Genomic DNA, 12,515 nt, shown 5'->3' with positions numbered 1-12,515 from the left:
GGCTGCTCACTGGAGGCGGGCCGCAGCCCGGTCGGAGGCGCTGCGGCCCGCCATCAGCGCCACGTACAGCACCAGCGAGGCGGCGAGGCCCACGGCCCAGCCGTAGTCCGCGAGGGGCTTCAGGAACGGGACCAGGCCGTCCTCGGGGAAGGGTCCCTTGCCCGGCGCCGAGTGGGAGCCGCCCACCGCGAGCACCCCGCCGGCCAGGAAGGCGACGACGGCCCGCAGGTTCCAGCCGGAGGTGTACCAGTAGCGGCTGCCCGGGGTGTACAGGCCGGGCAGGTCCAGCGCGGTGCGGCGGACGATCCAGTAGTCGCCGATGAGGATGCCGGCGACGCTGCCGAGCAGGCCGCCGACCAGGCCGAGCCAGGTGAAGATGTACAGCTCGGGCGTCTCGGTGAGCTTCCACGGCATGATCACCACGCCGACCACGCCGGTGATCAGCGCACCGGTACGGAAGGTGATCAACCGCGGCGCCAGGTTGGCCAGGTCGTACGCCGGAGAGACGACGTTGGCCGCGATGTTCACCGAGATCGTGGCGACCAGCACGGTCACCAGGGCGAAGAGCAGCCCGAAGACGTTGTCGGTCTTGCCGGCGAGCGCCACCGGATCCCACATCGCGACGCCGTACACCGCCTGCGAGCCGGAGGTGACGAACACCGACAGCAGCGCGAACAGGGTCATGGTGGTGGGCAGCCCGAGGGTCTGGCCCCACACCTGGGCGCGCTGGCCCGCCCCGAAGCGGGTGAAGTCGGGGATGTTCAGGCTCAGCGTGGACCAGAAGGCGATCATGCCCATGAGGGAGGGGAAGAACACCGGCCAGAAGTCGGCGCCCCAGCCCAGCTTCGAGGGCTGGTCGAGCAGCGGGCCCAGACCGCCCGCCTTGGTGGCGATCCACGCCAGCAGCGCCAGCGCGCCCACGATGACGAACGGCGCCGCCCAGTTCTCGAACCGGCGCAGGGCCTCCATCCCCCGGTAGATGATGGCCAGTTCGAGCGCCCAGAACAGCAGGAAGCAGACCCAGAGCGTCCACGGCTGGCCGCCCACCTCGGACGCCTCGGCCCAGCCGCCGAAGATCTTGCCCAGCAGCACGAAGATGCCCTGGCCGCCGATCCAGGTCTGGATGCCGAACCAGGCGCACGCCACCCCGGCGCGGATCATCGCCGGCAGGTTGGCGCCGCGCAGCCCGAAGGAGGCGCGGGCCATCACCGGGAAGGGGATGCCGTACTTGGGGCCGGCGTGGCCGGTGAGCAGCATCGGCGCCAGCACGATGACATTGGCGAGCGCGATGGTGAACACCGCCTGCTTCCAGTCCATGCCGAGCGCCACCAGGCCGGAGGCCAGCAGCCAGGAGGGGATGTTGTGCGCCATCCCCACCCACAGCGCGCAGAAGTTGTACGTCGTCCAGCGGCGCCGGGCCAGCGGCACGGGCAGCAGGTCGTCGTTGACGAAGCGGCTGTGGGTGGGGACGGCGTCGGGCGGAAGCTCGACGCGTCCCGCCGGGTCGGTTATCGAGGGGTCGGAAGGTGTGGGCGGGACGGTCGCTGTCATGGACGTTCCCTTCGGCGGGGAGGACCGGTCGGTGAACGAGGGGAGGGGTTCGTGCTCGATCGGACGAGGGGACGGGTTCGTGCTCGGTCGAGCGCGGGGACGGACGGGTGCTCCAGCGGACGCGCGGGCGGCTCAGCCCTTGAGCGCCGGGATGATCTCCGCGCCGTACGCGTCGATCGTCTGCTCCTGTGCGTCGTGCATGTCGTAGACGGCGAACTGGTCGACGCCCAGCTCGCGCAGGGCCTGCAGCTTCTCGATGTGCGCCTCGGGGGGGCCGAGGAGGCAGAACCGGTCGACGATCTCGTCCGGCACGAAGTCCGTGGACGGATTGCCGGCCCGGCCGTGGTGGCTGTAGTCGTAACCCTGGCGGCCCTTGATGTACTCGGTCAGCGCCTCCGGCACCATGTCGGAGTGCTCGCCGTAGCGGGCCACCAGGTCGGCGACGTGGTTGCCGACCATGCCGCCGAACCAGCGGCACTGCTCGCGGGCGTGGGCCAGGTCGTCGCCGACGTAGGCGGGGGCGGCGACGCAGATGGTGAGGGAGCCGGGGTCCCGGCCCGCCTCGGCGGCGGCGTCGCGCACCGCCTTCACCATCCACTCGGTGAGGTAGAGGTCGGCGAGCTGGAGGATGAAGCCGTCGGCCTTCTGCCCGGCGAGCGCCAGCGCCTTCGGCCCGTACGCCGCCATCCACACCGGGAGCTTTCCGTCGCGCACCCAGGGGATGCGCAGCGGCCTGCCGTCGACCTCGGCCTCCCGGCCCTCGGCCAGGTCGCGGATGACTCCGATGGCCTCGCCGAGGCGGGCCAGGGTGTTGGGTCTGCGTCCGGCGACGCGCATGGCGGAGTCGCCGCGGCCGATGCCGCACACGGTGCGGTTGCCGAACATGTCGTTGAGGGTGGCGAAGGTGGAGGCGGTGACCTCCCAGGTGCGGGTGCCCGGGTTGGTGACCATCGGGCCGACCTTGAGTTTCGTGGTGTTGGCGAGGATCTGGCTGTAGATGACGAACGGCTCCTGCCACAGCACGGCGGAGTCGAAGGTCCAGCCGTAGGTGAAACCGCTGCGTTCGGCGCGCTTCATCAGGCTGACGACCCGCGAGGCGGGCGGGTCGGTCTGCAGGACGAGTCCGAAGTCCATGGCACGACTCCTTGCGTGAGATTCAGCCGAGGTACTGGCAGGTGGAGCGCGGGATGTAGACGCCGTGCCCGGCGTGGCCGGTGTACTCCCGCTCGGTGATGACCGGGACGCCGCGCGAGAGGACGGTCTCGACCCGGCCGGTGATCCGCTTGCCCTCGTAGGCCGAGTAGTCGACGTTCATGTGGTGGGTCTCGGCGGACAGCACCTGCTCGGCGTGCGGGTCGTAGATCACGACGTCGGCGTCGGCGCCCGGCGCGATGGTGCCCTTCTTCGGGTAGAGGCCGAACATCCGGGCCGGGGTGGCGCAGGCGATCTCGATCCAGCGGCGGCGGCTGATGTGCCCGTCCAGGACGGCCTGGTGGAGCAGGTCCATGCGGTTCTCCACGCCCGGCAGCCCGTTGGGGATCTTGGAGAAGTCGCCGCGGCCGAGTTCCTTCTGGCCCGTGAAGCAGAAGGGGCAGTGGTCGGTGGAGACCACCTGGAGGTCGTTGGTGCGCAGGCCCTGCCAGAGCTTGGCCTGGTGCTCCTTGGGCCGCAGGGGCGTGCTGCAGACGTACTTGGCGCCCTCGAAGTCCGGCTCGGCGAGGTTGTCGGTGGACAGGAACAGGTACTGCGGGCAGGTCTCGGCGAAGACCGGCAGTCCCTCGTCGCGGGCGCGGGCGAGTTCGGCGACCGCCTCCATGGCCGAGACGTGCACCACGTACAGCGGGGCGCCGGCGACCTGGGCGAGGCGGATGGCGCGGTGGGTGGCCTCGGCCTCGAGGAGGGCCTTGCGCACCTCGCCGTGGTAGCGGGGGTCGGTCTCGCCGCGGGCGAGCGCCTGCTCGACGAGGACGTCGATGGCGATGCCGTTCTCGGCGTGCATCATGATCAGGCCGCCGTTCTCGGCGGAGCGCTGCATGGCGCGCAGGATCTGCCCGTCGTCGGAGTAGAAGACGCCCGGGTAGGCCATGAACTGCTTGAACGAGGTGACGCCCTCCTCGACGAGGAGGTCCATCTCCTTGAGGGTCTCCTGGTTCACGTCGGAGACGATCATGTGGAAGCCGTAGTCGATGGCGCAGTTGCCCTCGGCCTTGGCGTGCCAGGCGTCGAGTCCGGCGCGCAGCGACTGGCCGACGCTCTGCACGGCGAAGTCGACGATGGTCGTGGTGCCGCCCCAGGCGGCGGCGCGGGTGCCGGTCTCGAAGGTGTCGGAGGCGAAGGTGCCGCCGAACGGCAGCTCCATGTGGGTGTGGGCGTCGACGCCGCCCGGGATGACGTACTTGCCGGTGGCGTCGATGACCCGGTCGGCGGTGAGGGCCTCGGCCGCGGGAGTGCCGGTGGCGGCGAGGGCGGCGATGCGGCCGTCCTCGATCAGGATGTCGGCGTGGGTCTCGTCGGCGGCGGTGATGACGAGACCGCCGCGGATCAGTGTCCGGCTGCTCATGTCCGTCTCGCTCCTCGCTGTGGGTGCGTGCGGGTGGTGTGAGGGCTCGTCGCTCCCCCGGTCTTCGCCTCGCTCGATCGGGGACCCCCGTGGCGGCGGGGCCGCGGACCGTCCGCGGCCCCGCGCCCGGTCCGGGCGGTTACGGCGCCGTCAGCGGCGTATAGGCGGCGGGCGCGCGGTCCCGGTAGAACTGCCAGCGGTCCCGGACCTCGCGGAGCTTGGCCATGTCCAGGTCCCGTACGACCAGTTCGGTCTCCTTGTCGCCGGCCACCTCGCCCACGAAGCGGGCCTCCGGGTCGACGAAGTAGCTGGTGCCGTAGAAGTCGTTGTCGCCCAGCTCCTCCACACCGACCCGGTTGATCGCGCCGACGAAGTACTCGTTCGCGACCGCGGCCGCGGGCTGCTCCAGCTGCCACAGGTAGCCGGACAGGCCCCGGGAGGTGGCCGAGGGGTTGAACACGATCTCCGCGCCCGCGAGTCCGAGCGCCCGCCAGCCCTCGGGGAAGTGGCGGTCGTAGCAGATGTAGACGCCGATCCGGCCGGCCGCGGTGTCGAAGACGGGCCAGCCGAGGTTGCCGGGCCTGAAGTAGAACTTCTCCCAGAAGCCGCGCACCTGAGGGATGTGCGTCTTGCGGTACTTGCCGAGGTAGGAGCCGTCGGCGTCGATCACCGCCGCGGTGTTGTAGAGGACGCCGGGCTGCTCCTCCTCGTACATCGGCAGCACCAGGACGATGCCCAGCTCCCGGGCGAGGGACTGGAAGCGCTTGACGATCGGGCCGTCGGGGATGGCCTCGGCGTACTCGTAGAAGGCCGGGTCCTGCACCTGGCAGAAGTAGGGGCCGTAGAACAGCTCCTGGAAGCACAGCACTTGAGCGCCCTGGGCGGCAGCGTCGCGGGCTGCCTGTTCGTGGACCTGGATCATCGACTCCTTGTCGCCGGTCCAGGCGGTCTGGAAGACGGCGGCACGGATCACTCGGCTCATCGCAACCTCCGGTCGCTCGGTGTGCGGCGAGCCTAGGAAGTGCGCGAGCCTGCGTTGAGGTACACGGTGTCACGTCTGCGGGGGCCAGGCGTGTCACCGTGTCACTGCTGAACCGGCCCATGTCTCACCGCCGTTGTCGCAAGTGGTCGCGGGTTTCAAGTGGCGTTGCGCGTGATGTGCGGTGGTGTCGCGCGCGAGACGCCACCGGTGCTGCGCGCGAGGCGTCAGCGGTGCCGCGCGGGGCGCGTCACTGGTGCTGCGCGTCGTGCGCGAGGAGCGCGATGTGGACCGAGGCGGCCTGCTCGAAGTCGTCGAGGTCCACGCCGAGCCGCGCCTGTATCGCCTCCAGACGGCGGTAGAGGGCGGGGCGGGAGACATGGTGGAGCTGGGCGGTGCGGGACTTGTTGCGTCCGGTGGCCAGATAGGTGCGCAGCACGGACAGCAGGTCCTCGTCCGGCTCGCTCAGCAGTCCGTCCAGCTCGCGCTCGGCGAAGGACTGCACCTGCGGGTCGTCGCGCAGCAGGCGGATCAGCCCGCGCAGATGGACGTCCCTCAGGCGGACCACGGGCGGCAGGTCAAGCGCGGGGGCGGATCCGGCGGCGGCGTCGGCCACGTGCCGGGCCTCGCGGAGTCCGGCGGGCACGTCGTCGAAGACGGTCCGCGCGTCGGCCGCGGCCACGACGACCGGTTCGGGGCCCGGCTCGGCGCGCAGCCGGGCGGCGAAGTGCGCGGTGAGCGCCTGCGGGTCCTGGTCGCGGGCGAGGCTGAGCAGGACGGCGCTCGCCCCGTCGGCGAGTTCGCCGGTGAGGCCGGGCAGGCCCAGCAGGCGCAGCACGCGGTCCAGCCGGGCCGCGCTCCGTCCGCGGACCACCAGGGGCACGAAGGTGCGCCGGTTCACCGGCAGTCCGGCGGCGCGGGCCCTGGGCAGCAGCTGCCGTGCGGGCAGGACGCCGCTGATCAGGTCGGTGAGCAGGCTCTGGGCGGACTGCTCCTCCCAGGAGCAGGCGGCGCCGCCGACGAGCATGCGGTGCAGCACGAGGGCCTCGGCGGCCCGGTCGGCGAGCAGCCGGCCGGTCGCGGTGTCGCCGCGGTAGCCGCACAGCACCAGCCGGCCCCAGCGTTCGCCGCGCCCGCCCAGTTCGGCGCGGATCCAGCCGTCGCCCTCGGTGCGGCCGGCCTGGCGGGCGATGCGGTCCCAGTCGCGCAGCACGTCGTCCACGGCGGGCCGCTCCCCCGCCGTGCCGAGGACGCGGTGGGCGAGGTTGGTGACGACGACGGGGCAGCCGCTGTGCCGGGCGATCTCGTCGAGCAGGCGCTGCAGCGGGGCGCCGGCGGTGATGAGCGCCGTCAGTTCGGTGCGGACGGACTCGGAGAGGCTGACCGCGGCGAACTTGCGGCGCACCAGCCGGGACTGGACCTCCTCGGTGAGCTGGGCGAAGGGGAAGGGCCGGTGGAGCACCACCAGGGGCAGCCCGCACCGCTCGGCCACCCGCCGCATCGCGTCCGGCGGCGAGGGGAAGGCGCGGCCGAGTCCGAGGACGACCGCGGCTGCGTCCGCCCGGTGCAGGGAGCGCACGTACTCGGCCTGCTTCTCCTCGTCCCCGGCCAGCAGCACGCCGGTGGTGAGGACCATCTCGCCGCCGCTGAGCATCACTCCGACGTCGGCGGCCTCGGCGACATGCACCCAGCGCACCGGCCGGTCCAGCCGGTGCTCGCCGGCCACCACCTCGGGCTCACCGGCGAGCACCCGCTCCAGCGCGAGCACCTGACGGACCGACAGTGCGGGTGCCGGGGCTTCCCAGGAGTCCGAGACGCTGACCATGGCGGCTTTCCCTTGATCGGTGTGCTGCTACTGGATGCTCCTCAGCGCGCGTTCGAGGATCGCGGCGCCCTCCTCGGCCTCCGCCACGTTGAGGGAGAGCGGCGGGGCGATGCGCAGGGCGCTGGTGTCGTGGCCGCCGCCCTTGCCGATGAGCAGGCCGCCCTCGCGGGCCGCCTCCAGCACGGCGGAGGCCGCCTCGGGGTAGGCCTCGTCGGTGCCGGGCCGGGCCAGTTCGATGCCGATCATCAGGCCGCGTCCGCGCACCTCGCGCACGGCGGGGACCTGCGCGGCGACGGCCCGCAGCCGTTCGATGAGCAGGCCGCCGACCCGGCGGGCGTTGCCCTGCAGGTCGTGTTCGAGGAGGTAGTTGAGGTTGGCGAGTCCGGCGGCCATGGTGATCTGGGTGCCGCCGAAGGTGGAGATACTGTTGGCGTCCAGGCAGTTCATGATCTCGGCGCGGGCCACCACGCCGCCGATGGACATGCCGTTGCCGATGCCCTTGGCGAAGGTGAGCATGTCGGGCGGGCCGCTCTGGCCGTGCGCCTGCCAGCCCCAGAAGTGCTCGCCGGTGCGGCCCCAGCCGGTCTGCACCTCGTCGGAGATCCACAGGATGCCCCGCTCCTGCAGCACCTCGCGGAAGGCGGCGTAGAGGCCGTCCGGGGGCGAGGTGAAGCCGCCGACCCCCTGGATCGGCTCGGCGATCAGCGCGGCGGGCGGGCGGGTGTGGCCGAGCAGGTCCGTCAGGTCGTCGACGCAGGCCTCGATGAAGCCCTGGTCGTCGAGGTGCGCGAACGGGCCGCGGCTGCGGACGCCGCCGTGCACGTAGAGCGTCTGCAGCGGGGACAGCGAGGTCGGGGACCAGCTGCGGTTGCCGGTGATGCCGACGGCGCTGAAGGAGCGGCCGTGGTAGCTGTTGCGCATCGCGAGCACGGTGTTGCTGCGCCGGTAGGTGGTGGCGAGCAGCAGGGCGGTGTCGTTGGCCTCGGTGCCGGAGGTGGTGAAGAACACCCGTGCGTTGGGGATGCCGCTCAACTGGGCGATGCGTTCGGCGAGTTCCACCATCGGCCGGTTGAGGTAGAGGGTGGAGGAGTGCAGGATCCGCCCGGCCTGTTCGCTGACGGCCTTGGTGATCTCGGGCAGGGCGTGGGCGGTCATGGTGGTGAGGATGCCGCCGAAGAAGTCCAGGTAGCGGTTGCCGTGGGAGTCCCAGACGTGGCGTCCCTCGCCGTGGGTGATCTCGATGGGCTCCTCGTAGTAGAGGGCGAGCCAGTCGGGGAGGACCGCGCGGTGGCGGCCCAGCAGGTCGTCGGTCATGGCTGCACCAGCCCTTCGTAGGCGTCGGGTCGGCGGTCCCGGTAGAAGGCCCAGGTCTTGCGCACCTCGTCGACGAGGTCGAGGTCCAGGTCGCGGACGAGGAGTTCCTCCTCGGTGTCGCTGGCGGCGTCGCCGACGAACTGGCCGCGCGGGTCGACGAAGTAGGACGTGCCGTAGAAGTCGTTGTCGCCGTACTCCTCCCGGCCCACGCGGTTGATGGCGGCGACGAAGTAGCCGTTGGCGACGGCGGCCGCGGGCTGTTCCAGCTTCCACAGGTGGGAGGAGAGGCTGCGGTGGGTGGCGGACGGGTTGTACACCAGCCGGGCGCCGTTGAGGCCGAGCTGGCGCCAGCCCTCGGGGAAGTGCCGGTCGTAGCAGATGCAGACGCCGACCTTGCCGGCCGCGGTGTCGAAGACGGGCCAGCCGAGGTTGCCGGGCTTGAAGTAGAACTTCTCGCGGAAGCCCTTGAGCTGCGGGATGTGGTGCTTGCGGTACTTGCCGAGGTAGCCGCCGTCGGCGTCGATCACGGCCGCGGTGTTGTAGTAGAAGCCGGGCTGCTCGATCTCGAACACGGGCGCGATGACGACCATGTTGGTCTCGCGGGCCAGGTCCCGCATCCGGCGCACGGTGGGCCCGTCGGGAACCGGCTCGGCCCACTGGTAGTGCTCGGGGTCCTCGACCTGGCAGAAGTACGGGCTGTTGAAGACTTCCTGGAACCCGATGATCTTCGCGCCCCGCCGGGCCGCCTCGCGGGCGTGCTCCTCGTGCTTCGCCAGCATGGACTCGGTGTCGCCGGTCCAGCTGGCCTGAACCAGAGCGGCACGTACGACGTTGGCCATGAGCTGCTCCTTCGAGCGACGTCAGCGCCTCTACGCCCGTAGAAACGGCCGTAGAGGGACGAACGTAAGCCTCTCGGACGTCCTTGCCAAGACCATCGTCGCCAACCCGCTGAGTCGAGCGCGATTCGCACTCCTGTGGGTGATCGCGGCGGACGTCAGGAGGCCGTGCCGGCGACCCGGAGGGCGTGCACCAGGTCCCAGTAGCACTCCTCGCAGACGCCCTGCGCGGCGCCGAGCAGCAGCGGCACCAGGCGCTCGGGATCCAGGGCGGCGCTGCGGGCGGCCTCCTCGGGGGTGCGGGTGCGCACACAGGCGTCGAGCAGCGCCCTCACCTCGTGGTGCCGCCGCTCGGCGGTGAGCTCGAGCACCGCCCGCCCGATCTCCTCGGCGGGGCGGGCGACGCCCTGCCGCAGCAGCTGCCCGGCGTCCGCGGTGCGCCCCGCCGCGGCGAGCGTCTCGGAGGCGGTGACCAGGCGTCCGGCGGGCAGCGAGGCGCACTCCCACAGCAGGGTCGCCCAGTCGGCCGTCAGCCCGGCCCGCTCCATCTCGGCGGCTAAGAGCGGGAAGCGCTCCGGCGGCCACTGGGCGAGGTCGACGAGCAGCACATGCGCCTCACCGGTGCGCCCCTCGGCCCGCAGCCGGGCCAGGTGCGCGACGGCCCGCCGGGTCTCCTGCCGCGACGCACCGTCGGCCGCGACCCGTACGCGGGGCCGCGGCGGCTCCTCTTCCTCCGTCTCCACCCCGGCGAAGCGGGCACCGCGCGGCGTGCGGGGCGGCGCCGGCGCCGCGGCAGGGGCGCCGGAGGCGGGCGGAGCCTCGGCCGGGGGCACGACTACAGGCGGGGTGTCGTCCTCCACCGCCCCGGCGAACCGTGCACTGCCCCGACGGCGCTTGCGGGGCTTGGGGGGTTTGGGGGGTTTGGGGGCCGGCTCCGGAGCCTGGACGGGCTGCTCGGGCGGCGGGGTGACTTGGGGGGCGGGAGCGGGCGGGGCTTGGGCGGGAGCGGGCTGGGCGAGGGCTGCATCCGCCGGTGCCGGTACGGCGTTCCCCGCGGTGGCTGAGCCAGGCTCCGGGCCTCCAGGTGCGGGGCTGGACTCCGTGTCTCCTCCCGGTGCCGGGCCGGCCTCCGCGGCGGGGCTGCCCCAGCTCGCCGTGCGGGCGGAGGCCGGCGCATGCTCACCCTCCCGGGCCCCGGCCGGGCCGTGCTCGCCCGCCCACCCCTGGGCCGCCTCACTCTGCTCCCGCCGCTCCAGGTGCTCCAGGTGCTCCAAGTGCTCCAAGTGCTCCAGCCTGGAGCGGAGTTCGGCGCACCGCGCCGTGGCCCGGGCGTGGTCGTCCTCCGCCCAGGCCAGGTCCACCCGGATCGCCTCGGCCTCCGCACCCGTGGGAGCGGAGGCCAGCGCCCGGCTGAGGGCGGCCCTGCGCTCCGCGGCGTACTTGCGTTCGCGGAGCATCACATCGAGACGGTCGGTGAGGGCCTCGCGGGCGCCGGGGCGGGCGTCGTATGCGGTGAGCGCGGCGGTGTGCAGGGCGCGGGCCCTGGCGGTCTCCGCCTCGGCGGCCCGGGCGCCGTGGGCGGCGGCGTAGTCCTGCAGCAGCGCCTCCACCACGTCCCACGGGGGCACTTCGCTCCCGGCGAGGCAGGCCCGCATACCGTCCGGATCCCGCTGCCAGAACACCGCACACCAGCCGCCCGACTGGTCGAGGCGCCCCAGCAGGGCATTGAGGTAGTCCCTGAACTCCCTGACCCGTACCGGAATTTGCTCCACCGCCATGCTCGGCTCCCGCCAACTGGAGTACTGCGCTCCGTAGGCAACACCAGTTGTGTTACGGCTGAGCTACAGGGAGTTTTCGGCAGTGACGCAAGGTGCGCGGGAGACCACCGTGCGGAGGTGAGTCGTTGCGTCGCGGACGATCACGCCGCGAGGGAGGCGCCTCCTGTACAGTGCGCGGCCAACTGATCCATGGACAGGCCCAGTTCGCCCGCCAGGGCCGCCACCGTGAAGAAGGCAGGGGTCGGCGCGCGTCCCGTCTCGATCTTGCGGAGCGTCTCGGCGGAGATGCCGGCCTTCGCCGCCACCTCGGCCATGCTGCGGTCGCCGCGGGCCTGACGCAGCAGCCGGCCGAGCCGTTCGCCGCGTTCGCGTTCTTCCGGGGTGAGAGGGGTGCGCACCATGACGCCCATTCTAATACCGGTATAGTAATTGGCATGGTGGAGCTGAAGACGGACTCATCGATCGACGCCATGCACGAGGCGGGCCAGGTCGTCGCGAACGCGCTGACGGCCGTGCGCGAGGCCGCCGACGTGGGCGTCTCCCTGCGGGAGCTGGACGAGGTGGCGCGGGACGTGCTGCGCGAGGCGGGCGCGACCTCGCCGTTCCTCGGCTACCGGCCCTCCTTCGCGCCGACCCCGTTCCCGGCGGTGATCTGCGCCTCCGTCAACGACGCGATCGTGCACGGCATCCCGACCGGCTACCGGCTGCGCGACGGCGACCTGCTCTCCGTCGACTGCGGCGCCCAGCTGAACGGCTGGACCGGCGACTCGGCCCTCAGCTTCGTCGTGGGCACTCCGCGCCCCGAGGACCTGAGACTGATCGAGACGGCCGAGCGGGCGCTGGCCGCCGGGATCGAGGCGGCCGTCGCCGGCAACCGCATCGGCGACATCGCCCACGCGATCGGCACGGTCTGCCGCGCGGCGGGCTACGGCATCCCGGACGGCTTCGGCGGCCACGGCATCGGCCGCCACATGCACGAAGACCCTTCCGTCCCCAACGAGGGGCGCCCGGGCCGGGGCATGCCGCTGCGCCCCGGTATGGCCCTGGCGATCGAGCCCATGCTGATCGCAGGCGGCACCGACGGCTACCACGCCGCCGCCGACGGCTGGACCCTCCGCACCAACGACGGCACCCGCGCGGCCCACGCGGAACACACCATCGCCATCACAGACTCCGGCCCCCGCATCCTGACGGCCCGCCGGGCCTGAGCCGCGCCGCCCGGCCGCCCGTCCCCGAACCTCGACTGCCCCTGCACGCGAGCACGCCGCCGTCAGATGCGCGGGCTCCCGGCCCACCCCTCGGAGCATCGCCCGCTCCGAGCCTCATCGCGGGACACCCCGCCCGGAGCCATGTCGTCGGGCACGGGCGCGCCCCACCCGCCGTCGGGGCATCGCCCGCTTCGGGCCCGGCCGCCGACACCACACCCCGGCGGAGCCGAGCCGCAGCTGCCCTGAGGAGCACCGCGCGCGAGCGTGCCTGAGCCGCGCCCGCCCGCCACTGCACGCGGTGGCGGCCGGCCACTCCCCACAACTGCCGCCGCCGGACACGCGGCTCCCCACCAGCTCAGAGACATCACCCGCCCCAAGCTCGCCGCCCACACCACACCCCAGCGGAGCCACACCGTCACCACCGGCCGTCCCCGAGCCGCGCCGCGCCCCGGACGGGGGCGCTC

10 protein-coding genes are annotated in these 12,515 nt (G+C 72.5%); 1 reads left to right on the top strand and 9 read right to left on the bottom strand.

Annotation, left to right across the window (positions count from 1 at the left end; translation table 11 throughout):
• Positions 1-6: 6 nt before the first annotated feature.
• The 9 genes from ABD207_RS25250 to ABD207_RS25210 all read right to left on the bottom strand — a co-directional run bounded on the left by ABD207_RS25250 (position 7) and on the right by ABD207_RS25210 (position 11,244).
• Positions 7-1,551, bottom strand: a complete 1,545-nt coding sequence (locus ABD207_RS25250; RefSeq protein ID WP_344015427.1) for an NCS1 family nucleobase:cation symporter-1 — start codon at positions 1,549-1,551, stop codon at positions 7-9.
• Positions 1,552-1,683: 132 nt separating this feature from the next.
• Positions 1,684-2,685 carry a TIGR03842 family LLM class F420-dependent oxidoreductase gene (locus ABD207_RS25245; RefSeq protein ID WP_344015426.1) on the bottom strand — a complete coding sequence of 334 codons (1,002 nt, stop codon included), beginning with the start codon at positions 2,683-2,685 and terminating at the stop codon, positions 1,684-1,686.
• Between the two features lie 22 nt (positions 2,686-2,707).
• Positions 2,708-4,111 (bottom strand): dihydropyrimidinase, encoded by a 1,404-nt coding sequence (gene hydA / locus ABD207_RS25240; RefSeq protein WP_344015425.1) that lies wholly within the window; start codon positions 4,109-4,111, stop codon positions 2,708-2,710.
• A 139-nt stretch (positions 4,112-4,250) separates the two neighbouring features.
• On the bottom strand, positions 4,251-5,093 hold the full coding sequence (locus tag ABD207_RS25235) for a nitrilase-related carbon-nitrogen hydrolase (protein WP_344015424.1): 843 nt from the start codon (positions 5,091-5,093) through the stop codon (positions 4,251-4,253).
• Between the two features lie 247 nt (positions 5,094-5,340).
• The gene (locus ABD207_RS25230; RefSeq protein WP_344015423.1) at positions 5,341-6,915 is read right to left on the bottom strand and encodes a PucR family transcriptional regulator; all 1,575 of its coding nucleotides are present in this window, start codon (positions 6,913-6,915) and stop codon (positions 5,341-5,343) included.
• 27 nt (positions 6,916-6,942) lie between these two features.
• Positions 6,943-8,229, bottom strand: coding sequence for an aspartate aminotransferase family protein (locus ABD207_RS25225; protein WP_344015422.1), 1,287 nt, complete (start codon positions 8,227-8,229; stop codon positions 6,943-6,945).
• The gene (locus ABD207_RS25220; RefSeq protein ID WP_344015421.1) at positions 8,226-9,068 is read right to left on the bottom strand and encodes a nitrilase-related carbon-nitrogen hydrolase; all 843 of its coding nucleotides are present in this window, start codon (positions 9,066-9,068) and stop codon (positions 8,226-8,228) included. Before ABD207_RS25220 ends, ABD207_RS25225 begins: the two co-directional genes overlap by 4 nt.
• Positions 9,069-9,223: 155 nt before the next feature.
• Positions 9,224-10,843, bottom strand: coding sequence for a hypothetical protein (locus tag ABD207_RS25215; protein ID WP_344015420.1), 1,620 nt, complete (start codon positions 10,841-10,843; stop codon positions 9,224-9,226).
• 140 nt (positions 10,844-10,983) lie between these two features.
• Entirely contained in the window at positions 10,984-11,244 is a 261-nt protein-coding gene (locus ABD207_RS25210; RefSeq protein WP_344015419.1) for a helix-turn-helix domain-containing protein, read from the bottom strand.
• A gap of 33 nt (positions 11,245-11,277) precedes the next feature.
• Between ABD207_RS25210 and map the strand changes: the two genes are divergently transcribed.
• Positions 11,278-12,051, top strand: a complete 774-nt coding sequence (gene map, locus ABD207_RS25205; RefSeq protein ID WP_344015418.1) for a type I methionyl aminopeptidase — start codon at positions 11,278-11,280, stop codon at positions 12,049-12,051.
• The last annotated feature ends 464 nt before the right edge of the window (positions 12,052-12,515 follow it).

This window comes from Streptomyces thermospinosisporus, assembly GCF_039526425.1.
In the GTDB taxonomy this organism is placed as follows: domain Bacteria; phylum Actinomycetota; class Actinomycetes; order Streptomycetales; family Streptomycetaceae; genus Streptomyces; species Streptomyces thermocarboxydovorans.
This window is presented reverse-complemented; position numbering and strand designations above follow the sequence as displayed.

What these genes read in the sequence shown, in the direction of transcription:
- ABD207_RS25225 (WP_344015422.1), bottom strand. Translation starts at nt 8,229, where the DNA reads ATGACCGACGACCTGCTGGGCCGCCACCGCGCGGTCCTCCCCGACTGG.
- ABD207_RS25250 (WP_344015427.1), bottom strand. Translation starts at nt 1,551, where the DNA reads ATGACAGCGACCGTCCCGCCCACACCTTCCGACCCCTCGATAACCGAC.
- ABD207_RS25230 (WP_344015423.1), bottom strand. Translation starts at nt 6,915, where the DNA reads ATGGTCAGCGTCTCGGACTCCTGGGAAGCCCCGGCACCCGCACTGTCG.
- ABD207_RS25245 (WP_344015426.1), bottom strand. Translation starts at nt 2,685, where the DNA reads ATGGACTTCGGACTCGTCCTGCAGACCGACCCGCCCGCCTCGCGGGTC.
- ABD207_RS25215 (WP_344015420.1), bottom strand. Translation starts at nt 10,843, where the DNA reads ATGGCGGTGGAGCAAATTCCGGTACGGGTCAGGGAGTTCAGGGACTAC.
- hydA (WP_344015425.1), bottom strand. Translation starts at nt 4,111, where the DNA reads ATGAGCAGCCGGACACTGATCCGCGGCGGTCTCGTCATCACCGCCGCC.
- ABD207_RS25220 (WP_344015421.1), bottom strand. Translation starts at nt 9,068, where the DNA reads ATGGCCAACGTCGTACGTGCCGCTCTGGTTCAGGCCAGCTGGACCGGC.
- ABD207_RS25235 (WP_344015424.1), bottom strand. Translation starts at nt 5,093, where the DNA reads ATGAGCCGAGTGATCCGTGCCGCCGTCTTCCAGACCGCCTGGACCGGC.
- ABD207_RS25210 (WP_344015419.1), bottom strand. Translation starts at nt 11,244, where the DNA reads ATGGTGCGCACCCCTCTCACCCCGGAAGAACGCGAACGCGGCGAACGG.
- map (WP_344015418.1), top strand. Translation starts at nt 11,278, where the DNA reads ATGGTGGAGCTGAAGACGGACTCATCGATCGACGCCATGCACGAGGCG.